This window comes from Bradyrhizobium sp. SZCCHNR1093 (assembly GCF_032381175.1).
Taxonomy (GTDB): Bacteria; Pseudomonadota; Alphaproteobacteria; order Rhizobiales; family Xanthobacteraceae; genus Bradyrhizobium.
Genome location: NZ_JAUHJJ010000002.1, coordinates 279772 through 305451, shown reverse-complemented (window position 1 = coordinate 305451; position 25680 = coordinate 279772). Strand labels below are relative to the sequence as shown.

Below are 25680 nucleotides of genomic sequence, written 5' to 3'. Positions count from 1 at the left end.
GTACAACCTGCCTACGCCAATGCGATGGATTGCTCGTGCCCGTCCCGGCTTTCACTGCGGACGGCAGCCGCCTAGGATGCCATCGTCTCCACAATCCGGAACACGCGACGTGCCCGACTTCGAGCCGATCTACACCACGACCGGCGCCGAGAGCGTGGGCCGCTTCGTGGCAACACACTACGCGCTATCAGAGCCGCTCGCGTGCCGCCTGATGAACCGCGGCTTCAACGACGTCTATCTGATTACATCCGCAACGGGCGCACGCTACGTCTTCCGTCTGTCGCATCACCGCGCCCGCGGCCCGGCCGATGTCCGCACCGAGACCGACTTCCTCGCACATCTCGCGCGCTGCGGCGTGCCGGTGGCCGCGGCGGTTCCGGCACGCGACGGCGCGCTGTTCGTACGCGGCGAGGCGGCGGAAGGCCGCCGCGAAGGCGTGCTGTTTCACGCCATCGAGGGACGGACCCCGGAGGTCGCATCGCAGAGCGACGCGCGCGCCAACGGCGTGACGCTTGCCCGAGTGCACGCGGCGGCGATGTCCTATCGGCCCGAAGCGCCGCTCTATCTTCTGGACCTCGACCATCTGCTGCGCCGGCCGCTCGCGCGCGTTCAACAGCTCTGCAGCCTAATCGATGCCGATGATGGCGGCTTTCTCCAGGACATCGCGGAGCGAACCGCCGCACGGATCGAGGCGATGGAGGGCCTGACATGGACGCATTGTCACGGCGACTGCCACGGCTTCAATGCGCGCATCGGCGCTGGCGGCGAGGCCGTGTTCTTCGACTTCGACGACGGCGGCCCCGGCTATCTGGCCTATGACATGGCCGTGTTCCTGTGGGCCAAGCTGTCGTTCGGCCGGCGCTTTCATGCGGCGTGGCACGCCTTCGTCGACGGCTACCGCTCGGTCCGCCCGATCTCGACCGCTGATTTCGAGGCCGCGCATGCCTTCGTGATCGTCAGGCACTTCTGGCTGATGGGCGAGCAGGCCAGCCGTTCGCGCGAATGGGGTAGCGAGAATGTCCGCTGGGTCACGCAGCAGCGGGAATTTCTCGAAGGCTGGGAGGCGCAGCAGCTTGGGACGCGCTTGCTATGAGCTTGGGCGGATCGGAGGGATTGAACCGGAGAGCTCCGGCGGCCGACGCATGATCCGGCGTTCAGGCTTGCAGGGTTCGGTCCTTTCCGCGGTGACGATGACGAGAATAACGTTTCGCAATCCTTCCGCCGCGACCGAAGCAGACGCAGCACGCCCGCATCGGAGATTTTGAGCCATGACAGACACGATCGTTCAGTCACGCCGGCTGGGCATCATCGGTTGCGTGATCGGGCTTGTTGCTCTGGTCGCGGCGGTTCTGCCGCATTGGGTGCTGCCGGTGATCGATCCGCCGCCGCCGATCGACAAGGTCATCGTCGATGTCGGACATCGCGTGAGGGAGCGCCTGATGGCGCGCATCAAGGGCGTCGACTACCAGGCGCCGGTGCGCGAGACGTCTTGGACCGACCTCCTGCACCAGCAATTGCCGGTGGCCGCGGTCTCGCTCGGGTTGCTTGCGATCATTCTCGGCGTCGTGGGTCAGTTGCGTCGCGAGGAGCGGCACGTCGCGGCGATGGCGACGACCCTGGGCGGCTGCGCGATCGCCGTGCAGCTTTCCTTCTTGCTGATGGGCGCGCTGATCGTGGTGGCCATCATCTATTTCCTCGGCGATTTCCTCGCGCTGTTCTGATCGCGAGGATGCACGTGCCTGGATCCGCCGGCTGCGGGCAGATGCGCCGTTGTCCATCTTCGATGCCACCCATTCTGTGCGAGCGCAGCGAAGAATCCAGTGTGGTGCGTGGGGCCCTGGATTGCTTCGTCGCTGCGCTCCTCGCAATGACGGAGAGAAAGCGAGCTGCTCGAAAACGACGGGGCATCCGTGTCCTGTACGTCACAGCGGGACATCGGTTGAATGATGCACATTGCCAATATGATCGGGATGTGATTACTACGCGCTCCGGCGTCGAGCATTCGGCTCCGCCGCACAGGAGAGAGACGATGACTGCGATCATCCGTTGCTCCGCCAGGAGCCGCCAGGACTGATCCTCGCGTGAGGCGAGGCTTGGTCTGGCATGCGTGCGTCCGCGCGCGCTGATCGTCCCTGACCAGTTCTCCCTGTCTTTCTCCAAGGTATTTACATGGGCAATTCCCATCGCGTGGACGGCCGTGCGCCGGTCCACGGCTTCTACTCGTCCAGCTCCTGGATCGAGGGCGCCGCTGCGCGCCAGCTCGAAACGGTGGCTGACATCTGTGGCGTGCGTGCTGTCGCCGGCATGCCGGATCTGCATCCCGGCAAGTTCGGTCCCGTCGGCTGCGCCATCCTCGCCGACCATATCCACCCGGCCTTCGTCGGCTCCGATGCGGGCTGCGGCATGGCGCTGTATCAGCTCGACCTCGCTTCGCGCCGGATTCGCGTCGACAAGGCGGCCGACCGGCTGGGCGACGTCGCCACCCCCTATGACGGCGACATCGTGGGCGAGCTCGCAGCTCATCAGCTTGCGCCGTCCGACTTCGATGCGTCGCTCGGCACGATCGGTGGCGGCAATCACTTCTGTGAGCTGCAGGCGGTCGAGGAGGTGTTCGATCCGTCCTGCGGTATCGATCGCGACCGCGCTCATCTGCTGGTGCATTCGGGCTCGCGCGGCCTTGGCCACGCGCTGCTCGAACGGCACGTTGCGGAGGGTCTCAATCCGCTCGCGCCGGACAGTGAGGCTGGCCACGCCTATCTGGCAGCGCATGATCACGCGCTGCGCTGGGCGTCGCTGAACCGGCAGGTGATCGCGCAGCGGGCCGCGACGGCCTTGCGCGGTGAGGCCGATCCGGTCTGTGCGTGCTCGCACAATTGCATCGAGCATCGCACAGACGGCGTGTTGCACCGAAAGGGGGCTGCGCCGTCCGACCAGGGTCTCGTCGTCGTGCCGGGCTCGCGCGGCGCGCTGTCCTATCTGGTCGCGCCGCTCGCGTCAGCGCCAAAGGAGGCGTTGTGGTCGATCGCGCATGGCGCCGGTCGCAAGTTCGACCGGAGCTCGATGATCGGCCGTGTCGGCGCCACGCGATCGGATCGCGAGCGTCTCGCGCGCAATCCGTTCGGCGGCCGCGTGATCTGCGAGGACCGCGCGCTGCTCGCCGAGGAGGCGCCGGAGGCCTACAAGCCGATCGCCGGCGTGATCGCCGATCTCGAAGCATTCGGGCTGGCGCGCGTCGTCGCCAGCTTCCGCCCGCTGGTGACGGTGAAGAAGATCGCCGTCCAGCGGCCGCGCAGGGAGGACCGCCGATGAGACGGCTACTCCTCACGGCGGGACGCGGTCCGGCCGAATGCCGGCTCGCGGTCGCGCATGCGCTGCGGCGGCTCGCCGACGAGGCCGAGGCGGCGGACTGCGAATGCGCGATCGCGCGAGAGCAGACCGACCGGCATGGGCCGGTCAGCGCGATCGTCGTGCTGGACGGGCCGACGGCGGCCGACCTCGCGCGGCGCTGGACGCAGGGCTCGCTGCTCTGGGTGTGCCGCAGTCCGCTGCGGCCGCATCACGGCCGCAAGAACTGGTTCGTCGGCATCGTCGATCTGCCCCTGTCGGAGCAGGTGGCGGCGTTGGCGGCCACCGACGCCCGGTTCGAGAGCTTTCGCGCCGGCGGGCCCGGCGGTCAGCACCAGAACAAGACCGAGAGCGCGGTGCGCGCAGTTCACGTGCCGACGGGGCTGGTCGCGATCGCGCGCGACGGCCGCTCCCAGCATCGCAACAAGGCGCTGGCGCTCGCGCGTCTCGCCGCATTGCTGGACGGCCGCGCCCGCCTGGCCGACGCCGGCGAGGAGCGCCTCATCCACGCGGCGCATGACCGCGTTGAACGCGGCGCAGCCGGGCTGCGCTTCGAGGGACCGGCGTTCAGGCCGGCGGGATGATCACCGGACAGCGGGGGCGTCAGCGCCCCCGGCTGCACCTTCGACAGGCAGGACGCACAGTCATCTCTCCGCCAGACGACTGCCATGCGCACCGCTCCGCACATTGGCGGATGACATCGCGCCGCCGAACGGCTAAGCGGTCCGCCCCCCCGGACGGAAACGAGACGAGCATGGCGGCAGCGGCCCATTGTGGCATCGACTTCGGCACTTCGAACACCACGGTCGGCCTCAGCAATTCCGCCTCCGCAGAGCTCATCCCCCTGGAGGGCGAGCAGCGGACCTTGCCGAGTGCGATGTTCTTCGATTTCGAGGATCACGGCACCCAGTTCGGGCGCAGCGCGATCGAGCGCTATCTGACCGGCCACGACGGCCGCTTCATGCGCGCGCTGAAGAGCATCCTCGGCACCGCGCTGATTCACGAGAAGACCTATATTCGGCAGAAGGCGGTGCCGTTTGCCGGCATCCTCGGCTTCTTCTTCGCGCATCTGAAGACGCAGATCGAGACGCGGCTCGGCAGGGAGATCAATCAGGTCGTGCTCGGCCGTCCCGTCCGCTTCGTCGACAAGGATGATGCGGCCGACGCGGAGGCGCAGGGCGCGCTGGAGGGCATCGCGCGCGACCAGGGTTTCAAGCACATCGCGTTCCAATACGAGCCGATCGCCGCCGCGCTCGACTACGAGCAGCAGGTCGCCCGCGAGGAGCTGGTGCTGATCGTCGACATCGGCGGCGGCACCTCGGACTTCTCGATCGTGCGCGTCTCGCCCGAGCGGCGCAGCAAGGCGCAGCGCGAGGACGACATCCTCGCCAATGGCGGCATCCATATCGGCGGCACCGATTTCGACCGGCTGCTCAGCCTGAAAAGCGTGATGCCGCATCTCGGCTATGGCAGCCGGACCGTCGACGGCAAGCGCGAGCTGCCGACGGCCTATTATCACGAGCTCGCCACCTGGCACCGCATCAACCAGCTCTACAAGAGGGGCGTCATCGGCGAGCTGCGCCAGATCCGCTACGAGGCCGAGCGGCGCGATCTGGTCGACCGCTTCATCAAGGTGGTGGAGGAGCATCGCGGCCATACGCTTGCGATCGGCGTCGAGCAGGCCAAGATCGCGCTGACCGCGGCGAAGTCGCTGACCTCGGTGCTGTCGGAGAAGGACGACTGGGCCCGCATCCGCTTCACGCGCAAGGATTTCGACCGCGCCATCGCCGATTCCGTCGAACGCGTCGTCGGCACCGTGACGAAGCTGCTCGACGATGCCGGCGTCGGGGCCGCTTCCATCAACACCATCTTCCTCACCGGCGGCTCGAGCATGGTGCCGGCGCTGCGTCAGGCGATCCTGGCGCTGTTTCCGGCGGCGCGCATCGCGGAGACCGACCTGCTCGGCAGCGTCGGCATCGGGCTCGCGCTCGACGCGCGGCGCAAGTTCGGCTGAGCCCGCTCAGCGCGGTTCCGACGCCGAGGGCTGCGGGTCCTGCACCCGGAGTGTCCGCGGCCGTGGCGCGGCGCGCGGCGGAGCCGGCGCCGATCCGGGAGCGCGAGCCTGGCTGCGCTTGGCGCGAGCCGGCGGAAGGCTGGTCGTCGTTGTCGCCGCACCCGCCCATTCTCCGTCACGAATGATGCGCCAGGGTTCGGGATCGATCGGACGCGATTGCGGAGCAACGACCGCGGGCCGGCTGGCGCGGCGCCGCCGCGGCGGCTCGCTCGGCACCGGCGGAGCGACCGGACGGACCATGTCGGATGTCGTCTCGGCGGCCGGCGGCGCATCGGCGGGCATTTCGATTGGGACTGCCGCCGCGGCCGGCTCGGCCGCAACAGGCTCGGCCTGAGCGGCGGGCGCAGCTTGAGACGGCGTCTCCGCTCGCACGATCGATCCCGTGGTCTCCTCGACCGGCCCCGACTGGAACATGTCATTCGGCAGCAGCACGCCCGCAATCGCGAGTGCGGCGGCGAGGCTTCTGCCGAGCGAGATCGGCGCAGGACGCTCGCGCGGCAGCGCGGCGCTGCTGATCATCCGGCGCCCGGCATCGACGCCGACCACCGCGACAAAGGCCGCGAAGCCGAGGCTGCCGCCGACGCTGGGCAGGACCGCCGCCGCCTGGACCAGCAACGCGGTCAGCGCCACCGCGGCGACCAGCGGCTGGACCACGCCGTGCAAACGCTGCGGCGACGACATGCCGACGAAACAACCGGCAAAATACGCGTCGGACAGGCGGGCATCGTCCGGCACGAGCTGCTGCAGGACGACGAGACCGGCACAGGCCAGTGCTGCCGAGACGAAGATGCGCGCCGGCCGCCCTGCGGCCGCGACCTGCGGCAGCCTCAGCGCGAACATCGTTGCGACCATTCCGACGCCGCACAGCGCCAGCATGAGCACCGAATGATTGAGACCCTTATCGAAGCCCTGAAGGCTGGCGACGCGCAACGGCACGCCATCGGCGCCGAGCAGCGGCGCGAGACTGAGGAACAGAAACGAGCCGATCGCCGCGAGCGCGCCGAAGCGCCCGCCATAGCCGCGCAACAGCACGACGCGCAGCCGCATTTCGAGCGCGCAGACGCTGCAGAACACGAGGCCGCAGAACAGCGACAGCAGCAGGAAGGACCTGTCGACCGGAAGCCCCGACCGCGCCACGCTCTCGCTCAACGCAACGATCGGCGTCATCCCGCTGAAGCTGCCGCCATAGACCGAGGAGGAGAAGGTCGTCGGCAGCAGATCTCTGGTTCTTGCCGTGATCAGGCCGGCGCAGAGCAGCAGGGTGGCGGTGACCGACGCGAGCGCCGGGGGCAGACCCGACGTGCTCAGGTGCAGCGTCGCCAGACAGCCGAGAAAGGCGCCGGCGAACGAGGCCAGCGGCACGACATTCAGCAACCGGCGCGGCCAGCGGCGAGAGCCGGGCTCGGACGACTGGTCGAGCGCGCCATCGCGGTCCGCTGTCACGGCCCCGCCAACGTCGACGGGTCCGGCCGCCACTCCGGCGCGGGCTGCACCTCATGGCGGGCCACGATGCGCGGTCGCGCCGTCGCGTGCGGCACCACCCGCGTCTGGTGGCGCTTCGGCGGCGCAGCTAGGACGCCCACGGCCTGACCGTCGCGAGCGATCCGCCGGGACGGCCCTGCGGAGGCCGGCGACGCGGACTGCTGGGCCGGCTCACTCGGGCGCCGCGCGGCGAGCGGATTGGCGCCCTGCGGATCCAGGATCTGAAGCGGCAGATCCGGCGCTGTGGCAGCGGCCGAGGCCGGCTCGCCGGGCACCATGCCGTCGCGCCGATCCTCGTCACGTGAGGGCATCGTGGTCCGCGCCGGCGCAGCGGCCCCGTCCGCGTTCACGAACGGACCGTTGGGCTCCGCCACCGGCCGCTGAAACATCAGCTCGCTGGAGAGCAGCACCGCGAAGATAGCGAGTGTGGCGACGAGCCCCCGCGTCCAGGCGAGGGCGGTCTGCCACGGCGATTCCCCTACCTCGACGAACAGCCGGACCGCAGCATCCACGAAGATGACCGAGACGAAGGCGATGTATCCGAGGCTGCCGCCGACGCTCGGCAGGATGGGACCGGTGAGGATCAGCAGAGCCGTCAGCAGCACCGCCGCGGCCATCGCCTGCAGCAGGCTGCGCAGCCGCCGCGACGACGACATGCCGACGAAGCAACCGGCAGAATAGGCGTCGAGATCGGGGGCGTCGCTGGGCAGGAGCTGCAGCACCACGAGGCCGGCAAAGGCCACGGTCGCCGCAACGAAGATGCGCACCGCGCGGCGCGACCCTGCCACGGGCGCCCAACGCAAGGCGGCCATCGTCGCCAGCATGCCGACCGAGCACAACGCGAAGGTGAGCGCGATGCCGCCGAGCCCCTGCTCCAGGGCGCCGCGACGCGCGATCGGAAACAGCTCGCCCTCGGCGCCGAGCAGCGGCGCCAGACCGACGAACAGGAACGAAGCGACCGCCGCCAGCGCGCCCAGTCGTCCGCCATAACCGCGCGCGAGCCCGCCGCGCAGCCACATGTCGAGCGCGCAGCCCAGACAGAACATCAGTCCACAGAACAGCGAGAGCAGAACGAAGGCAGCGTCGAGCGGCAGGCCGGCGCGAATGACGCTGGCGTTCAACAGCGCCACGGGAGTCATGCCGACGAAGCTGCCGCCATAGGCCGACGAGAAGAACGTGCTCGGCACCAGATCCGCGGTCCGTGTCAGGATCAGCGAGGCGCACAGCAGCAAAGCCGCCGCCGCCGAGGCAATCAGCGGCGACAGCCCGGCTGCACTCAGATGCAGGGTCATCAGGCAGCCGAGGAACGCGGCGATGAACGACGCCAGCGGCGGGCAGCCGAGCTGGAACAGCTGCGAGCCGTAGAACGGCACGGCCCGGCCGAGTTGCCGATCGCGCCATGTGCGCGGATCGAAGCTCTGCTCCGCCCGCAGACGACGTAACTGACGATCCGCCGCTTTGCGCTTCATGTCCACGACACCCCGAATCGCGCCAGCCCAAGATCTGCGTGATGATCTCGCGGCAAGCGAATGGTTGACGTTCGGGCGCAACCCTGAGCCCGAGCCGGCGCAGTTTCCTGCGACGGTTGTACGCGCGCTGCATTCGCGCAGGTTGCGTGTGCTCGATTCATGCACTGCAATGCAACGTTGTGGAAGTATCGGGCTCCAGTCCGGGCGTGAAAGTTCCTGGCAACCTTAATGGCGGAGCGCGATGCGAATTATCAATGACATGCGAGTTAGACGGCGTAGCAACCCCGGCTTGCAAACGAGCTTGGTAAACGACAGCATGGCGTCATGCTCACGCCCACGTTGCATACCGCCCGTCTGATCCTGCGGCCGCTGGCCCTCGCCGATGCGCCGGCGATCCAGCGTCAGTTCGACAACTGGAACGTGATCCGCAACCTCGCGGCCGTCGTGCCGTGGCCCTATCCTCCCGACGGCGCCGAGACCTTCGTCAGGCTGCAGCTCGACAGGATCGCAGCCGGCGAGGAGCTCTATCAATGGGTGCTGGTGCTGCGCGACAGTGACGGCGAGGCCATCGGCAACATTCACTTCCGGCCGCGCATGAAGTCGGTGAAGGGCCATCGCGGCTTCTGGCTCGCCGAGCCCTATTGGAATCGGGGACTGATGAGCGAGGCGATCGCCGCCGTGAACGACTTCGCCTTCGGTCCGCTCGGCCTCGATCAGTTCACCGTCTGCAACGTCGCGACCAATGTCGCGTCACGGCGAGTCAAGCAGAAGACCGGCGCCGAGTTCGTCGGCTTCATCGAGGTCGCGCACCACAATGGCGAGACCCGCTCCGAGCAATGGATCGTGCGGCGGGAGACGTGGCTGCAACGTCAAGGGAAGCAACGCGCTCCCGCCTGAGATCGTCGGCGCTACGCGCTCGCGGTCACGTCGAGCACCGCCTGCGCAAACGCCTGCGGCGCCTCCTGCGGCAAGTTGTGGCCGATGCCGCCGGTGATCAGCCGGTGCTCGTAGCGGCCGGTGAACTTCCTGGCATAGGCTTCGGGCGCCGGATGCGGCGCGCCGTTGGCATCGCCCTCCATCGTGATGGTGGGCACGGTGATGTCAGGAAAGGTCGCGAGCTTCGCCTCCAGCGCATCATATTTCGCCTCGCCCTGCGCGAGACCGAGCCGCCAGCGATAGTTGTGCACGACGATGTCGACGTGATCGGGATTGTCGAAGGCGGCGGCGCTGCGCGCGAAGGTGGCGTCGTCGAACGCCCATTTCGGCGAGGCCGTCTGCCAGATCAGCCTGGCGAAGTCGCGCCGGTTCTTGTCGTAGCCCTCGCGGCCGCGCTCGGTCGCGAAGTAGAACTGGTACCACCATTGCAGCTCGGCGGCCGGCGGCAGCGGCATGCGGCCGGCCTGCTGGCTGCCGATCAGATAGCCGCTGACCGAGACCATCGCCCTGCACCGCTCCGGCCACAGCGCCGCGATGATGTTGGCGGTGCGCGCGCCCCAGTCATAGCCGGCGAGGGTCGCGGTCCTGATCGCGAGCGCGTCCATCAGCGCGACGATGTCGGCGGCGACGGCGACCGGCTGGCCGCTGCGCAACGCGGTCGGCGACAGCATCCGCGTCGTGCCGTAGCCGCGCAGATGCGGAATGATGACGCGATGGCCGGACGCGGCCAGCGCCGGCGCGACGTCGGCGAAGCTGTGGATGTCGTACGGCCAGCCGTGCAGCAGGATGACGACGGGACCGTCGGCCGGACCTGTCTCGGCATAGCCGATGCTGATCTCGCCGGCCGTGACCTGCTTGATCGGTCCGAGCGACGTCCCCGCCCCCGGCCGGATCGCCGGCAGCTTCGTCGTCGCCTTGAAGCTCTGCGCCTGCCCAGCGCTGGAGCCGAGTTGAAAGGCCGCAACGGCGGTTCCGGCAAGGGTGAGGAAACGGCGGCGGTCGGGGTAAAGAACGGTCGGCATGGCGGAGGCTCCTGGTTCCGATGTGCGGTCCTTGTGCGCCATGCATCCGCGCGGCGCTTGGAGGAGGCATTGATTTTTCCTTGAGGCCGGCTTGATTTTGCGGATCGCGTGACGCGAGGGTGAAGCCGGCTGCCGCGGCGGCCAGGGCGGTGCATGTGGTGTATTGCTTCGACGATTTTGTGCTCGATCCCGGCCGCCGCGAGCTGCGCCGCGGCGACGACCTGGTTGCGATGGAACCGCAGGTGTTCGACCTGCTCGCGTTCCTGATCAGGACGCGCGACCGCGTCGTCAGCCGCGACGACATCCTCGCCGAGGTGTGGGGCGGCCGCATCGTCTCCGAGGCGACGCTGGCGAGCCGCATCAGCGCCGCCCGGAGCGCGATCGGCGACAGCGGCGAGGCGCAGCGCCTGATCCGCACCATTCCGCGCAAGGGCGTCCGCTTCGTCGGGGAAGTCCATGAGCAGGCGGACGCAGTGCAGACGCCGGCGGCGGTTTCGGGCGCGCAAGCCTTCGACGGCCCCGCCATCGCGGTGCTGCCGTTCACCAACATGAGCGGCGATCCGGAGCAGGACTATTTCGCCGACGGGATGGCCGAGGACATCATCACCGCGCTGTCCCGCTGCAGCGGCCTCGCCGTGATCGCCCGCAACTCCTCCTTCATCTACAAGGGCAAGGCCGTCGATATCCGTGCGGTCGGACGCGAGCTCGGCGTCGGTTACGTTCTCGAAGGCAGCGTGCGCCGCGCAGGGTCCCGCCTGCGCATCAACGGACAGCTGATCGATGCGGCATCCGGCGCACATCTGTGGGCGGAGCGCTTCGACGGCCAGCTGGACGATGTGTTCGCGCTGCAGGACCGCATCACCGAAAGCATCGTGGCGGCGATCGAGCCGACGCTCGAGCTGGCGGAAGGCGAGCGGCGCCGCGCCACGCCGCCGCTGCATCCGGACGCCTACGATCTGCTGCTGCGCGCCGCCAGCCTGCGTGACGCCTTCACGCCCGACAGCCTCGCGGCGGCGATCGCGTGTCTGGACCAGGCACTGGCGATCGATCCCGCCTGCGCGCCCGCGATGGCGGCTTGGGCCTATTGTCAGGCGCTGCGCCACTTCCAGGGCTGGAGCGCGCCGGACGAGACCTATCGCACGGCCGCCGTCGCGCGGGCGTGGCAGGCGTGCGAGCGTGCGCCCAGCGACGCGCAGGTGCTGTGGATGGCGGCCTTCGCGATCTGGAACATGGCCGACGACATCGCCCCGGCACGCGAGCTGTTCAGGCGCTCGCTTGCCATCAACCCGAACTCGGCCATGGCGCTGACCTTGAGCGGGTGGATCGAGATCATGGCCGGACAGCCGGCTGCGGGCCGCGCGATGATCGAACGGGCTCGGCGGCTGAACCCGCGCGATCCACGGGGCTGGTTCGCAGCCGGAGCGCTGGCGATCTGCGCGGTGGCGGAGGACGATCTCGCAGGTGCCATTCGATGGGCCGAGATCGCGCTGGCGCAGAACCGCCGTTTCGCTGTGGCGCTCCGCGTCCTGATCGTGGCCCTGGTCGGGACCGGTGAGATGTCGCGCGCCGGCGAGGTCGCGCGTCAGCTTCTGAGCCTCGAACCGGATCTCACCGTGTCCGGGTTCCTCGAACGGATCCCGTTTCCGGCCGGAATGCTCGCCACAACCTATGCGGAGGCGCTGCGCGCAGCCGGGGTGCCGCCGTGATCCCGTTCGCGTGCAGCGGACCCTGCTGCAACTGAAATTTTCGACATGAACGGCAAAGTTGCGAAACTTGGCTGGACCTCGTTCACACTACCTTAGGTTCCATTCCGTAGTTTTGCGGAGATCGTCCCGGCGGCCATTTGCCGGACGGCGGAGGGGAATTGATGAGGAAATTGCTTCTCAAATTTTACGAGGATGAATCGGGCGCAACCGCGATCGAGTACGGCCTGATTGCGGCCGGCATCGCGCTCGCGATCATCACCATACTCAACAAGCTCGGACTGACCCTGGAAGGCATCTTCACGACCCTGACCACGAAGCTGAACGGCGGCTGATCGATCGATTGTCTGCAATGGCGTTCTCAGGATCGGAGCAATCCGGTCGCCATGGTCGGACTGGCCGGGCCTCGCGCCCGGCCTTTGTCTTTTGATATAGTTCCATTCTTCGATGGAGCGGCGCCGCAACCGACCTATCAGGGCATCGTGCTGCGTCCAGCCTGCTCGCAGGCATTCGTGCAGCGCCGGCAGGACTCGGCGCCGATCCGGCAATGGGCATGCATCCCGGCGTGCTGCTCGCATTCCTCAGCACAGAGCCGGCATCAACGTATCCGGACGCGCTGACGCCTAACTCTGTTCCCGCCTGCATCCATCATCGATTGGGCGATCAAGTTCGATCCCGCGGCGCGACCTCAATCATCTCACGATCCGCGTGACGGAATTATCACCTCACCGTGCGTCACGGCTTCCGGCATTTCATTCGCCCGCGCCTACGAGCGCCATTTCGCAGAACTGCCATCCGAAACCTTGCGGCGTGCGCGTATGGACGCACCCGTTCGGTTGAGGCACAACAGCTCTCGTCACTGACGTCGGCGGCCCGAGCCGCGGACCAAGAACGACGCGCGCAAGCAAAGCGCCGACGATGTGGAGGAATGGATGCTGATTCCGATGGCCGACGTACCGCGCTGGTATGCGGAGCGCAAACCCAGGGACAGCGTCGCGCTCCGGCACGGGACCGATACGCTGACCTGGGAGCAGCTCGAGCGCCGCGCCAATGCGCGTGCGCGCGCCTTCGCGGCCAAGGGCGTCAAGCCAGGCGACTTCGTCGCGATCGGCCTGCCCAACGGCAATGCGCTGTTCGAGACCAGCTTCGCGGTGTGGAAGTGCGGCGCGACGCCGACGTCGCTGTCGTGGCGGCTGCCGCGCGGCGAGGCCGCCGCGGTGCTCGAGATCCTCAAGCCGTCGCTGGTGGTCGGTGGCGAGGCCGACTGGAACGCGCCGAACGCGCTGCCGGCCGATTTCACGCCCGAAGGATTTTCGGACGAGCCGCTCACCGCGCCGGTGTCACGCTATTGGAAGGCGATGACCTCGGGCGGCTCGACCGGACGGCCAAAGGTGATCCTCGATCACCAGCCTGCGGTGACCGACACCGCCGCCGAGCCGCCGCTCGGAATTCCGAAGGGCGCAGCGCTGCTCAATCCCGGCCCGCTCTATCACAACGCGCCCTTCATCGTGTCGCACTACGCGCTGTTCGCCGGCGGTAGCTTGACCGGGATGGTGAAGTTCGACGCCGAGGAGACGCTGCGGCTGATCCAGGCGCACCGCATCCAGTGGGTCAACTTCGTACCGACGATGATGCACCGGATCTGGGCGCTGCCGGAGGCGGTCCGCAACAGCTACGACGTGTCGAGCCTGAAGATGGTGTTCCACATGGCTGCGCCGATGCCGCCATGGCTCAAGGAAAGATGGATCGAGTGGCTCGGGCCCGAGCGCGTCCATGAGCTCTATGGCGGCACCGAGCGCCAGGGCCGCACCATCATCTCCGGCACCGAATGGCTGCAGCACAAGGGCTCGGTCGGCAGGATCGACGAGTCCTGCAAACTGCGCATCCTTGGTCCCGACGGCAACGATGTCGCGCCCGGCGAGAGCGGCGAGATCTACTTTCTTCCCGCTGATGGCGCCGGCAGCACCTATCACTATCTCGGCGCCGAGCCGAAACGGCGCGCCGACGGCTGGGAGTCGCTCGGCGACATCGGCCGGCTCGATGCCGACGGCTACCTCTATCTCGGCGACCGCCTCGCCGACATGATCCTGCGCGGCGGCGCCAACATCTATCCGGCCGAGGTCGAGGCGGCGCTGATGGCGCATCCCGACATCCGCTCCTGCGTCGTGGTCGGCCTGCCCGATCCGGAGCTCGGCCAGCGCGTGCATGCGATCGTGGAGATCGACCGGGCCAAGGACGCGCAAGCCATCGTCGACGGCATGGGTGCATTCCTCGCCGACCGGCTCAGCCGCTACAAGCACCCGGAAAGCTACGAGCTGGTCGACGTCATGCTGCGCGACGATTCCGGCAAGGTCCGCCGCACCTTGCTGCGCGACGAGCGCGCCGAGTGGATGAAGGATGGCTGCGACTTCCGTCTCGTGCCCACGCGGGCGCGACCGGCAGCAGACTGACGGCACGGAAATTTTTCGAACGTTTACGATGCTGGCGTAGACTCCGTGAGGGAAGGAGAGTCCGCGCCATGATGTCGAGACGACGGTTTCTGTGCGCCGCGGGTACGGCCGCGGCGCTGCCCTTTGCGCGGATGCCGCGGGCGCGGGCCGAGCTGCGCACCATCCTCAACGATGCCAGCCGGCTCAACCCGACGCCGGTCGCCAGACACGTGGTGATCAGCAAGCCCGCGACCGACGATCTGATCGCGCGGCTGCGCGCCGAGCTGAAGGAGGCTGCGGCCGCGAAACGCCCGGTGACCGCGGCCGTGGCCCGGCATTCGATGGGCGGCCAGAGCCTGCCGCGCGACGGCACCGCGATCACGCTCGACGGCGGCGCGATCGAGCTCGACACGGCGGCGAAGACCTATCGGACCGCGGCCGGCAACCGCTGGTGGGACGTGATCGCCGCGCTCGATCCCAAGGGCTTCTCGCCGGCGGTGATGCAGTCGAACAGCGATTTTGGCGTCGGCAGCACGTTCTGCGTCAATGCCCATGGCTGGCCGGTGCCGTACGGCCCGTTCGGCTCCACGGTGAAGTCGATCCGCATGCTGCTTGCCGACGGCACCTTGGTGCAGTGCTCGCGCAACGAGAATGCCGAGCTGTTCGGCCTTGCGATGGGCGGCTACGGCCTGTTCGGCATCATCGTCGATCTCGAGGTCGAGATGGTGCCGAACCTGCTGCTCGAGCCGCGCTTCGAGCGCATGGCGCCGGAGACGTTCGCGGCGAAGTTCACGCAGAGCATCGACGGCGACGCCAATGTGAAGATGGCCTATGGCCGGATGTCGGTGTCGCGCAAGGCGTTCTTCGACGACGCCCTGCTCGTCACCTTCCGACCCGCCCCCGATGCCCCCGCGACCCTGCCCGCGGCAGTGAGCTCCGGCAAGCTCACCGGCGTCGCCAACACGATCTATCGCGCCCAGACCGGATGGGAGGTCGCCAAGGGCCTGCGCTGGTTCATGGAGACGCGGCTCGGCCCCGCCATCTCCGACAGCCGCTACACCCGCAACTCGTTGATGGCCGAGCCGGTCGCCAATCTGGCGCAGAAGGACATGCACCGCGCCGACATCCTGCATGAATATTTCGTGGCGCCCGAGCGGTTCGGCGACTTCCTCGCCGCCTGCCGCGAGATCATTCCCAAGGCGCGCGCCGAATTCCTCAACGTCACCCTGCGCTACGTCGCCGAGGACAGGACACCCGCGCTCACGATCGCGCCGGTACGCCGCATCGCGGCCGTGATGTCGTTCTCACAGGCCACCTCGCCCGAAGGCGAGATCGACATGCTGCGGACGACGGAGGCGCTGATCGACCGCATCACCGCGATTGGCGGCGCGTTCTATCTGCCCTATCGTCTGCACGCCCGCCGCGACCAGGTCGAGAAGGCCTATCCGGCGGCCGCGCACTTCGTCGCCGCCAAGCGGCGGTATGATCCGAACCTCCTGTTCCGCAACGCGATGTGGGACGCCTATTTCGCATGAATACATCAGCAGCAGACGGCCTCGCATTGGACCGCTATCGCATCGCCGCGCTGGCGCTCGCCACGGCGCTCCTGTTCGCCGCCGCGACCGACTACATCCCGGCGTTCATCGATGCGCAGGGCCGCGTGTTCGGCCTGTTCCAGCTCGACATCTACAAGGATGCGCTGCATGTCGTCTCCGGCCTGTGGGCGCTGGCCGCGATGCTGACCCGCCGCAGCGCGCTGTTCTTCCTGCGCGTGTTCGGCACGCTGTATTTCCTCGACGGCGTGATGGGCGTGTTCACCGGCTCGGGCTATCTCGACCTCTCGATCGTGATCGACGGCATCCGCAACACCTCGTGGCTCGTGAGGATTCTCTCCAGCCTGCCGCATCTCGCACTCGGCGCGATCGGCATCGCTGTCGGCTGGTCGCCGTGGCGCACGCAGGCCGCCGTCGCATGAGCCTGCGTCGCAAAGCGCTATATCTCGCCGGCGCCCTCGTCGCGGCCGCCGCGATCGGCATCGCCGCCACCGTGATCAGCGTCGAGACGGTCTGCGTCGCCGACGTACCGACCCCCGCCGTGACCTCGGAGTTCGGCATCACCGATCCCGCTTATGCGCGATCGCAGGGTGACAGCTTCCTGACCTTTCCGGAATGGTACATCGTCCACGCCTATGCCGACCTCGCTGCGGTGACCGGGCAGGCATCGGAATCGGACTTCCACTATTTGTCGAGCATCTCCGGCTTCTGGCGCAGCCTGTGCCGCGCCACGCGGCAGGCCGCGGGCTCCGGACCCGCCACCTCGGACCAGAAGCTGACGAACTACATCATCGGCTTCAGCTTCACCGCCGAGATGGCGCTACAGGGCGCTTACGAGAAGAGCATCGGAGCGATCAGCTGGGAGACCACGAACGGCGTCAAGACGGCAGAGGACGCCTTCAACCTTGCCCTGTTGAAGGACTACGCGGCGTTCCTGTACCAGACCCCCTGGTATCGGTATCCCTTCGCCGCCAAGCTCGGTGAGTTCTGGCGCGAGACGCCCTTCGTGCCGTCGTTCCGCGCGATGGAGCGGCGCGTTTCGCTCAGCCTGCAATATGCAGGGCGCGCCACCTATGCGGCCGTCATCGGCTATGCGGCGGGCTACGATCCGGCCGTGCTGACCATCCAGAGCGTCGTCACCGGCCTGCCCGCCGCCGAGCTTGCAGTCATTCCGGGCGTGAAGGTGATCCGCGAGGTCACGGACTCCAAAGGTATGAAGGGCGTGCTGGTCGAGACCGAGCGCTACGCCAAATTCGATTCTTTCGCCAAGGAGCTCGGCCGTCATGGCGGTGCTTCGCTCGGCGAAATCGCAGGCAACCACCGCATCCTGGTCACGATCGTGGTCCCGCCCGGCGACGGACGGCTGGCAGCTTTCGACGGGCTGCCTATATTCAGCGTGCCGATCCAGTCCCGTCCCGGTGCCCGTCGCATCGGTGTCGACGTGCCGGTCCGGTCACTGGTTCAGGACATCACCCGTTTCGAAGCCGCGGGATATACGTTCGAGCATGCCTACGACTATTGACCAGCATCCCCGATCCCGCGCCGTTCCCGTGAAGGGCGTGCTGGCAGTTGCCTTCGCCTGGTTTGCGGGCATGGCTGCCATGGCGCTGGTGATCAAGCCGGATGCGGTGGTCGTGTTCGGTCCGCCAGACCGTGTGATCCCCGCGATCGTTACCGCCGATGGAGCCTTGCTCGACGCCGGGCGTTTCCACCTCGCGGCCAGAACGGGAGCCGCCACGGTCGGCAGTCTGTATGCTGCCGGAGCGTGGCTGGTCTGGCCCCTGATCGGCAAGGGCTGCGGCCGCGGGTAGTCGGCACGGGCAGTTCCTCCCAGCGCCAATGCGGAGCCCTCGGAACTGGCGCCGACGCCCAAAGATGTTAAGCTCGCGTTCACGCTGTGGCCGTCACGCGACACGAAGCAGAAGCTTGGTCGATGCACCCGGGGGTATCGACAGAGCAGGAGAACGAAATGCCTTCTTTGACCGAATGGAAAGTGCCGTCCGCCTTCCAGCCTCGCGCCGAAGACTATCAATATGATCTTGATCAAGCCCTGTCCTCGATCGTGGGCCTGCATGCCATCATTCCGTCCGACGCGTTCAGCGCGGAAACGCTGGGGACCGAGCGCGCCGGGAATGCCGTCGTCATCGACGACGGGCTGGTGCTGACCATCGGCTACCTGATCACCGAGGCCGAATCCGTCTGGCTGCACCCCAATGACGGACGCGTGGTCGAAGGCCATGTGCTCGGCTTCGACTTCACCACCGGCTTCGGCCTGGTACAGGCGCTCGGGTCGCTCGACCTGCCGGCGCTGCCGCTCGGCTCGTCGGCCGCTACCAAGGTCGGCGATCATGTCGTGCTCGGCGGCGCCGGTGGGCGGACGCGATCGGTCGCGAGCCAGATCATCGCCAAGCAGGAATTCGCCGGCTATTGGGAATATCTGCTGGACGAGGCGATCTTCACCCACCCCGCCCATCCGAATTGGGGCGGCACCGGCCTGCTCTCGGCCAAGGGCGAGCTGATCGGCATCGGGTCGCTGCAGCTGGAGCGCGAGCGCGACAGCAAGGACGAGCACGTCAACATGATCGTGCCGATCGATCTGTTGAAGCCGATCATCGATGATCTCAGGCGCTTCGGCCGCGTCAACAAGCCGGCGCGCCCCTGGCTCGGCATGTACGCGACCGAGGTCGACGATCGCGTCGTCGTGATCGGCGTCTCCGACAACGGTCCCGCGGCCCGCGCCGAGCTCAAGGCGGGCGACGTGATCCTCGGGATCAACGGCGACAAGGTGACGAGCCAGAGCGAGTTCTATCGCAAGCTCTGGGCGCTCGGCGCAGCCGGCGTCGACGTGCCGCTGACGGTGCACCATGAGGGCGTCACCTTCGACGTCACGATCGCCTCGACCGACCGCGCCAAGCTGCTCAAGGCCCCGCGGCTGCACTGAGGCGGCCGCGGGCCTGCGCTCACGCGTTGACGTGCCAAGCCGCCGCGATCTGGTCGTGCAGTTGCGCATCCGTCGGCAACTGTGATGCCACCGTGGGATCGAAACCCGGATGCGCCTGGGCGTAGGTCGCCATGGCCTGCACGAGCTGCGAAACGTGCGTATCGATCTCGAGACCGCCGGCCTTGATCTCCTGCAGCTGATAGGAGCCGCCAAGGAACCAGTCGGCCACCGTGACCTGCTGATGGGTGCCGAGAATGTCGATCTCGAGATCGTTGCCCGATTTGACGAACCAGAAATTGTCGGCCGTGTAGGCGGTGCCGAAATCGAGCGTGCCGGTCGGCTTCGCCAGCGACGCGACGCCATTGATGATGATGTCGTTGCCGTCACCGGGCGCGTAGACATAGGTGGCGCCGACGCCGCCAACCAGGATGTTGTCGCCGGCCCCGCCCTGCAGCACGTCACTGCCCAGACCGCCGATCAGCAGATCGTCGTTGGCGGTCCCGAACAGCATGTCGTTGCCGCCGCCCGCGATCAGCAGCGCACCATCGGTTGCAGCAATGGTCGCGCCCGACACTGGATCGATCGTCACCGTTGTCGCCGCGTCGCTCAAGGCTGCGCTGAGCCAGTCGAGATTGTCGGTCTTGCCGCCCCAGAGCACGCCGATCGCCATGTCGATCAGGCCAGCATCCTCGCCGTCGAAGCTGGCGACGGCATCGATGAGCGCGACCTTGCCCAGGATGTCGACCGCCGATCCCGTGTCCCAGCGCGACCACAGATCGGATGACAGGTCGGCGACCAGCAGGTTCTTGGCCGTGTCCTGATAGAGGATGCCGTGCTCGTGGCCGATCAGGCCGGGCGTCGTCGACATCACCTCGTCATGGTTCTGCGCCAGCAGCGCCGAATACTCGACCACGATCTCGGCCAGCGCCTTCTCGACCCCGCCGTTCTTCAGGTAAGTCGCCGCATTGTCGGCGCTGACGCTGTTGCCGAGCACGCCGCCGCCGTTGAACAGGGCCTGCACGGCGCTGTTGCCGTAGCCGCTGGCGTCGGTCACCGTCGAATAGGCGATCATGTCCTTCATCTTGTCGGACGGCGCGCCTTCCCCGCTCACACCGGCCGCGGGAATGCCGACGGCCGAAGCAATCGCGTCATCCTGCAGCGGCGCCAGCAGCACAGCCGCCGCCTTCTTCCAATCCTGGGCACCGTTGTCACTCGCCCATTGCATCATCGTCAGCAGCGCGATCGAGTGCAGGCTGACCGGATCCAGACCGAGATCCGTGCCCGCGCCGAGCACGGTCTTCTGCTCGGACGAGATGCCGATCGCAGCATGTGCGATGGCGAGCGCGCCGGCGACCGGTCCGAGCTGCAGCAACGCCAGGGGCGCTTCCAGCACGGGCGCCGCGGCTCGGACATATTGCAGGATCTCGCCGGCGACGGAGACCATGTGGATGTCGGAATAGCGCTCGACGGGGTGCGACGTCAGCGCGCCCCAGAAGCCGTGCAGCTGATCGTAACGGACCTCGGCGGCGAACTCGAACGGCATCGCGTCGTAGGCGTAGACCACCTTGTCGTTGAGCGCAGCGATGTAGCCGGCAAGTCCGCCGCCCAACGAATGGCCGGTCAGCGAGACGTTCGATGTCGCCCATGTCTTGTAGTAGGCTTCCGCATCCGGGAACTGCGTCGGCCAGCCGGTCAGACCAGCGCCGCCAAGCCACGACGGCACGTCGGCGAGACTGTCGGTGCCGCGAAACGAAATGATCCGTGTCGATGGATCGCCCGCGAGCTGATAGGTCGCGGCCTCGAAATTGTCGGCGGTCGAGGTCACGCTCGCCGCCACCAGCTCATAGCTCCCGATACGGTTGAAATTGACCACAAGCGTCGGGTTGACGCCTCTGTTGTAGACGTCCATGGCGAGCACCGCGTTGATCAACGCGGCCGACGGCGACTTGGTCATGATGCGAATCCCCCCTCGGCAACCGATCGGCAGTTTTGACCCAGGGCGGAGATCCACGAGGAACCCTCCGCTGCGCCGCCGGCTCTCACCAAGTGCGACATCGCGCCCGAATTTTGTCAACCAACTATCGTCTCCGCGTGTATTCGCGCGCGACTCACCTGCCGCGCGCGATGGCAGCCTCCGCGCTGTGTTGACTTGCAGGAGCCGCATCGCGAGATTGTGGCTTCGCGGAGCGAACACGCGTTCGGAAAATGGTCATTGCCCGGACGTCCGATTTTGCGTTGCATGACAGCGCTCGCCGGCAAGCAGACGAGACGGCCAGACCCGCGTACCAAGGAGACCTGCATGACGGATGCCGTGGTGGATGACATTCTCATCGTGTTGCCGCCACTGCTGCAGACGCTCGAAGCCCTGTCCCACGTTGCACGCTACCTGAACCCGCCGGATTTCGATCGCGTGATGGCTGATGTCGGCGATCCCGAGCCGACGCTGCACACGGCGCGGATTCATCTCACGTCGTGGCCGGCGGACTTCGCCCATATCCGTATCGCCTTCGACACCGCGGCGGACGCCGCGCTGATGTCGTTTGCCGGCCTGCGCGCCGTTCAGCGCGGTGAGGGCGACCTGGTCGATGTGTTCAGGGCCCTTCGTCAATTGCCACGCGCACTCGAGGCGCTGTTTCCACTGGCAGCGACGCTGCCGCCGCTGAGCGAATTCTTCCTCGATCCCGCCGTCGATGGCGACAACGGGCTGCGCCAGTTGCTGGCCGCGTCCTCTGCAGGCAAGGACACAGTGTTTCACGACCATAACGAGATCGGCAATCGCGGCGGCTTTTCGCTGTATGTGCCGGAATACTACACGGCGGACAGGGCTTGGCCGCTGGTCATGGCGCTGCATGGCGGCAGCGGCAACGGCCGCGACTTTCTCTGGAGCTGGCTGCGCGCCGCGCGCAGCCTCGGCGCCATCCTGATCGCCCCCACCGCGTCAGGACCGACCTGGGCGCTGATGGGCGACGACGCCGATACGCCGAACCTCCTGCGCATTCTCGACCTCGTCCGCAGCCGCGTCGCGATCGATCCCGCCCGCATGCTCCTGACCGGGATGAGCGACGGTGGCACGTTCTGCTACGTCAGCGGATTGGCCGCAGGCTCGCCGTTCACGCATCTTGCGCCGGTGGCCGCGACGTTCCATCCCCTGATGGCGGAGATCGCCGACCGGGACCGTCTGCGCGGCCTGCCGATCCAGATCGTGCACGGCCGGCTCGACTGGATGTTCCCGGTCGAGATCGCGCGGCATACGGCCGACGCCCTGGCCAAGGCCGGCGCCAACGTCGCCTATCGCGAGATCGACGATCTCAGCCATTGCTATCCGCGCGAGGCCAATGCCGAGCTGCTGCGCTGGCTGTTGCGCTGAGCTTGCCTCTCCTTGCTACGACATGGCTGATCGGCAATGCCGCCGACACAATGTCGGCGGATTTTGTCCGCATTGGTCCTGCTCGGTCATACAGCGGGGGCGCTGCACACGGGCGGCCATGACGCCGCCGAAGGTCTGCTCATGCCCTCGCCGCTGATGCCCTCGCCTGCCGCGTCCGTCGCGCAAGTCTCGTCCGCCCGCTCCTCCACCTCCGTCGTGCTCGCCAATGGCGTCAACCGTCTCGAGGTGACGCTCAAGCTCACGACCGCGATCCTGGCGCTGGCCGCCGGCGTCTACACCTATCTTGGCGTCCGCGAGCTGCTCAACGGCAGTCCGACCACGGTGTTCTTTGCGGCGGTCATCTACTCCGTCGCGGTCTCGGTCGGCATCTACGCCTTCTGGGTGTTCATGATGCAGTTCATGCCGCACGTCACCAGCGCGATGGGGCGTTTGATGATGGCCGGCTGCATGCTGCTGGGCTCGCTGATGATCGTCGCGATGTCGTCCTGGCTGAATGCGTCTGCCCTGGCCGGCGCCGCGGCGATCCAGCAGCATCTCGCCATCACCGTGCAGAACTACACGCGCGACCTCGACAGGGCCAATAGCCAGGCCATCGCTGCGCAAAGCCTACTGCCCGATATCCAGCTCGCCTCCTCCCGCTTCGCCAAGCTGGCGGACGCCGAACGCGCGGGCTCGCTGACCGGCACCTCCGGATCGGGCACCGTGGTCCAGCTTCTCGCGCAGATGTCGACGCAGCTCGACGGACTGGGCCAGCAGGTCCAGGAGTCCGGCAAGCGCGTCTCTGCTCTCTACGAGCAGGGCGGCAAGAGCCTCGCCAAGATGCGCGAGCTGATCTCCGACCGCGGCCCGATCGCAACGCGCAGCGATGCCTTCGCCACGGAGTCGTTGAACCTGATGGGCGTGATCGCCAATCTGCAGCAGACCTCGGTGGCACCTGCGGTGAGGCGCGCCGCGACGTCGCTTTCGGCCGGATTCATCGCGCCTGCCGCAGGCGGACGCAGCGGCGACCTGGCCGAGCGCCAGACCGCCGTCGTCGGCAAGGTGGAGGGCGCGATCGCCACGCAGGCCGCCTCGCTCGCCGACGCCGCCGACAAGATCCTGGCGCTGCCGCGCATCGAGCCGACCCGCTTCCAGACGCTGTCGCCCGCTGAAGCCGTGCTGCGCTACGCCGGCGACTTCATCCCGAGCTGGGCGGGCGCAATCTCGATCGACCTGATGCCGGCGGTGCTGGTGCTGATCCTCTGCGTCGTCCATGCCGCCATCCGCCGCGAGGGCCTGCCCGCCGTGAGCGCCTCCAGCCTGACGGCCGCCGATCTCGTCACCGCATTGCGGATTGCGCGCGAGGTCGAGGACGCCAGGCGGGCGGCCGAGCGACGGCAAGCCGAAACGCCCACGGAAGCGCCTGCTGCACCGGCCATTGAGCCGGCGCCGGCCGCGGCGGATGAGAACGTGACGTCGCTGTCATCAGCTCGAATCGGAAAGTAGTCCCGTGGCTTCGGCGCTGAACCGACGCGTCCATGCCTGGCTCGCGGGCAATCCCGATGAGAGCATTCTGCGTTGGGTCTTCCGCAGCATTCTCGTCGTCACCGTCGCGGTTCTCGCGGCGGACCTGCTCGAGTTGAATGCTCCGCAGGTGCCATCGGATGCAGCCCCGCCTCAGCTCGACATTCGGCGCGAGGCGCCGGACCTGCCGGCCGAATCACCATCCTTGCTGGCGCCCCTGATGAAGCGGCTGATGCCGCTGCCGCAGGGCGATCGTGCCTTGCAGCAGCCGATTCAGTTCGAGCTGCGCGGCGGCGGCCGGCTGTTCGCGACCGGCACGATCACACCCGGCAGCGCGCGCAGCTTTGCGGACGCAGTCGAACGTCATGGCGAATATATCAGGACGATCGTGCTGAACTCGCCCGGCGGCTCCGTCGCCGACGCGCTGGCGATGGGGCGACTGATCCGCGCGCGGAAATTCGCAACCGAAGTGGAGGCGGGAAAATATTGCGCCTCGTCGTGCCCGCTGGTGTTCGCCGGCGGTCTCGAGCGCCGGGCCGGCGAGCGGGCGATCATCGGCGTGCATCAGACCGCCGCAGTCCCCACGTCCGGGACCGCCGTGAGGTCCGGCGACGACATGAGCCTTGCGCAGAACATCTCGGCGCGGTGCCAGCGCCATCTCGCCGAGATGGGCATCGATCTGAAGGTCTGGGTGCATGCGATGGAGACACCGCATGACCAGCTGTTCACGTTCAAGCCCGACGAGATGAAAACGCTCAATCTCGTCACTTCGCTGCCGGAATCACGGCCTGAAAAATCGCGCAGTTAGGTTGTTCTGATCGCGGCGGACCGGGACCGCGGCGAGCGCGGAACCAAGTTTCGACCGCGGCGTTGTTGGCCGTCACACTGGAGAACATGACATGCGGACATTCGTGGGAATGATCCTGGGGGCCCTCATCCTGGGGTTCGGCGTCTACATCCATGATTCGATGCAAACTTCCGAGGTCGCCAACGGGCCGACCGCGCAGACGCGCCGGACCATCGTGAACTGGGACGTCGCGGCGGATAGCTGGAATTCACTCAAGACCCGCGCGCATGACGACTGGGTTCGCATCTCGTCGAAGTAACGCGCACGACGCTGCTGTTTTCAAGGCGCCTCGGCCGTTGGTCGAGGCGCCTTTGCTTTGCCCATCAGTTGGCCGCCTTGGCCTTGCGCGCGTCGGCGATGACCTGCTCGAATTGCGCCATGGTCAGCACCCCGGGCACCCTGAATTTGCCGACGATGAAGGACGGCGTACCGCGGAAACGCAAGCCCCGCGCCTGCTTGTCGTTGCGCGCCAGCATGTCGTCGATGGCCTTGGCGTTGGCGGCGAGGTCGCGCTTGGCGCGGTCGACGTCGACGCCTGCTCCCGCGAGCAATTCGTCGATGCGCGGCTCGGTGAGCTTCGAGCTGACGCCGATCAGCGCCTCATGCGCCTTGGCGTATTTGTCCTGATATTTGCAGGCCAGCGCCATCCGCGCGGCAGTTACCGAAGTCGGCCCGAGAATCGGCCACTCCTTCAGCACCCAGCGCACCTTGCCATCATCGTGGATGACCTGCTGCAGTTCGGGATCGAGCTTGCGGCAATACGGGCAATTGTAGTCGAACCATTCGACGATCGTGATGTCGCCCGAAGGATTGCCGAGCACCGGCGCGTCGGGGTCGCGCAGCACCGCGCCCTCGTCGGGCTCGTCGGCATCCTCGGCGTGACTGTCGCGGGGCCACAAGGAAAGCGCCGCGCCTGCGCCAAGAAGCGTCAACACGTCACGCCGGCTGCTGGCGGAGGTGATCGCAGTCGAGGGGACGCGCTTCATCG

23 protein-coding genes are annotated in these 25680 nt (G+C 67.4%); 18 read left to right on the top strand and 5 right to left on the bottom strand.

Annotated features, from left to right (window positions below):
• The first annotated feature begins 109 nt into the window (after positions 1–109).
• The 5 genes from QX070_RS07010 to QX070_RS06990 all read left to right on the top strand — a co-directional run bounded on the left by QX070_RS07010 (position 110) and on the right by QX070_RS06990 (position 5359).
• Complete coding sequence (locus QX070_RS07010) at positions 110–1093, top strand: phosphotransferase enzyme family protein (RefSeq protein ID WP_315736192.1); 984 nt, start codon at positions 110–112, stop codon at positions 1091–1093.
• A gap of 175 nt (positions 1094–1268) precedes the next feature.
• Complete coding sequence (locus tag QX070_RS07005) at positions 1269–1721, top strand: hypothetical protein (RefSeq protein ID WP_315736191.1); 453 nt, start codon at positions 1269–1271, stop codon at positions 1719–1721.
• A 448-nt stretch (positions 1722–2169) separates the two neighbouring features.
• Positions 2170–3309, top strand: coding sequence for an RNA ligase RtcB family protein (locus QX070_RS07000; protein WP_315736190.1), 1140 nt, complete (start codon positions 2170–2172; stop codon positions 3307–3309).
• Positions 3306–3929: a peptide chain release factor H gene (prfH, locus tag QX070_RS06995; RefSeq protein ID WP_315736189.1), complete on the top strand. Its 624-nt coding sequence runs from the start codon at positions 3306–3308 to the stop codon at positions 3927–3929. Before QX070_RS07000 ends, prfH begins: the two co-directional genes overlap by 4 nt.
• 170 nt (positions 3930–4099) lie before the next feature.
• Positions 4100–5359, top strand: a complete 1260-nt coding sequence (locus QX070_RS06990; protein ID WP_315736188.1) for an Hsp70 family protein — start codon at positions 4100–4102, stop codon at positions 5357–5359.
• Positions 5360–5365: 6 nt separating this feature from the next.
• Here the strand turns inward: QX070_RS06990 and QX070_RS06985 are convergent, their stop codons facing one another.
• Entirely contained in the window at positions 5366–6862 is a 1497-nt protein-coding gene (locus tag QX070_RS06985) for a hypothetical protein (protein WP_315736187.1), read from the bottom strand.
• Positions 6859–8370, bottom strand: a complete 1512-nt coding sequence (locus tag QX070_RS06980; RefSeq protein ID WP_315736186.1) for a hypothetical protein — start codon at positions 8368–8370, stop codon at positions 6859–6861. The genes QX070_RS06985 and QX070_RS06980 overlap by 4 nt, the downstream gene beginning before the upstream one ends.
• A gap of 324 nt (positions 8371–8694) precedes the next feature.
• Between QX070_RS06980 and QX070_RS06975 the strand changes: the two genes are divergently transcribed.
• The gene (locus QX070_RS06975) at positions 8695–9267 is read left to right on the top strand and encodes a GNAT family N-acetyltransferase (protein ID WP_315736185.1); all 573 of its coding nucleotides are present in this window, start codon (positions 8695–8697) and stop codon (positions 9265–9267) included.
• A gap of 11 nt (positions 9268–9278) precedes the next feature.
• Here the strand turns inward: QX070_RS06975 and QX070_RS06970 are convergent, their stop codons facing one another.
• Positions 9279–10328, bottom strand: coding sequence for an alpha/beta hydrolase (locus QX070_RS06970; protein WP_315736184.1), 1050 nt, complete (start codon positions 10326–10328; stop codon positions 9279–9281).
• 155 nt (positions 10329–10483) lie between these two features.
• Here QX070_RS06970 and QX070_RS06965 point away from each other — a divergent pair, with 155 nt between their 5' ends.
• The 8 genes from QX070_RS06965 to QX070_RS06930 all read left to right on the top strand — a co-directional run bounded on the left by QX070_RS06965 (position 10484) and on the right by QX070_RS06930 (position 18954).
• The gene (locus QX070_RS06965) at positions 10484–12034 is read left to right on the top strand and encodes a winged helix-turn-helix domain-containing protein (RefSeq protein ID WP_315737024.1); all 1551 of its coding nucleotides are present in this window, start codon (positions 10484–10486) and stop codon (positions 12032–12034) included.
• A 161-nt stretch (positions 12035–12195) separates the two neighbouring features.
• Positions 12196–12366: a Flp family type IVb pilin gene (locus QX070_RS06960; protein WP_315736183.1), complete on the top strand. Its 171-nt coding sequence runs from the start codon at positions 12196–12198 to the stop codon at positions 12364–12366.
• A gap of 597 nt (positions 12367–12963) precedes the next feature.
• The gene (locus QX070_RS06955) at positions 12964–14481 is read left to right on the top strand and encodes an AMP-binding protein (protein ID WP_315736182.1); all 1518 of its coding nucleotides are present in this window, start codon (positions 12964–12966) and stop codon (positions 14479–14481) included.
• A gap of 68 nt (positions 14482–14549) precedes the next feature.
• Positions 14550–15995, top strand: coding sequence for an FAD-binding oxidoreductase (locus QX070_RS06950; protein WP_315736181.1), 1446 nt, complete (start codon positions 14550–14552; stop codon positions 15993–15995).
• Entirely contained in the window at positions 15992–16435 is a 444-nt protein-coding gene (locus QX070_RS06945; protein WP_315736180.1) for a DUF4383 domain-containing protein, read from the top strand. Before QX070_RS06950 ends, QX070_RS06945 begins: the two co-directional genes overlap by 4 nt.
• Positions 16432–17535, top strand: a complete 1104-nt coding sequence (locus QX070_RS06940; protein ID WP_315736179.1) for a hypothetical protein — start codon at positions 16432–16434, stop codon at positions 17533–17535. Before QX070_RS06945 ends, QX070_RS06940 begins: the two co-directional genes overlap by 4 nt.
• Entirely contained in the window at positions 17519–17824 is a 306-nt protein-coding gene (locus QX070_RS06935; RefSeq protein ID WP_315736178.1) for a hypothetical protein, read from the top strand. Before QX070_RS06940 ends, QX070_RS06935 begins: the two co-directional genes overlap by 17 nt.
• Before the next feature lie 158 nt (positions 17825–17982).
• Positions 17983–18954, top strand: a complete 972-nt coding sequence (locus QX070_RS06930) for a S1C family serine protease (protein ID WP_315716217.1) — start codon at positions 17983–17985, stop codon at positions 18952–18954.
• Between the two features lie 19 nt (positions 18955–18973).
• Here the strand turns inward: QX070_RS06930 and QX070_RS06925 are convergent, their stop codons facing one another.
• Positions 18974–20908 (bottom strand): calcium-binding protein, encoded by a 1935-nt coding sequence (locus tag QX070_RS06925; RefSeq protein ID WP_315736177.1) that lies wholly within the window; start codon positions 20906–20908, stop codon positions 18974–18976.
• Between the two features lie 345 nt (positions 20909–21253).
• Between QX070_RS06925 and QX070_RS06920 the strand changes: the two genes are divergently transcribed.
• From QX070_RS06920 to QX070_RS06905, 4 genes are all read left to right on the top strand, one after another.
• Positions 21254–22321 carry a phospholipase gene (locus tag QX070_RS06920; RefSeq protein ID WP_315736176.1) on the top strand — a complete coding sequence of 356 codons (1068 nt, stop codon included), beginning with the start codon at positions 21254–21256 and terminating at the stop codon, positions 22319–22321.
• A 156-nt stretch (positions 22322–22477) separates the two neighbouring features.
• Complete coding sequence (locus QX070_RS06915) at positions 22478–23827, top strand: hypothetical protein (RefSeq protein ID WP_315737023.1); 1350 nt, start codon at positions 22478–22480, stop codon at positions 23825–23827.
• A gap of 4 nt (positions 23828–23831) precedes the next feature.
• Positions 23832–24653 carry a hypothetical protein gene (locus QX070_RS06910; RefSeq protein WP_315736175.1) on the top strand — a complete coding sequence of 274 codons (822 nt, stop codon included), beginning with the start codon at positions 23832–23834 and terminating at the stop codon, positions 24651–24653.
• 91 nt (positions 24654–24744) lie between these two features.
• The gene (locus QX070_RS06905) at positions 24745–24951 is read left to right on the top strand and encodes a hypothetical protein (protein WP_172111383.1); all 207 of its coding nucleotides are present in this window, start codon (positions 24745–24747) and stop codon (positions 24949–24951) included.
• A 64-nt stretch (positions 24952–25015) separates the two neighbouring features.
• On the opposite strand, the gene QX070_RS06900 is transcribed toward QX070_RS06905, so the two are convergent.
• Entirely contained in the window at positions 25016–25678 is a 663-nt protein-coding gene (locus QX070_RS06900) for a DsbA family protein (RefSeq protein WP_315736174.1), read from the bottom strand.
• Positions 25679–25680 lie beyond the last annotated feature (2 nt).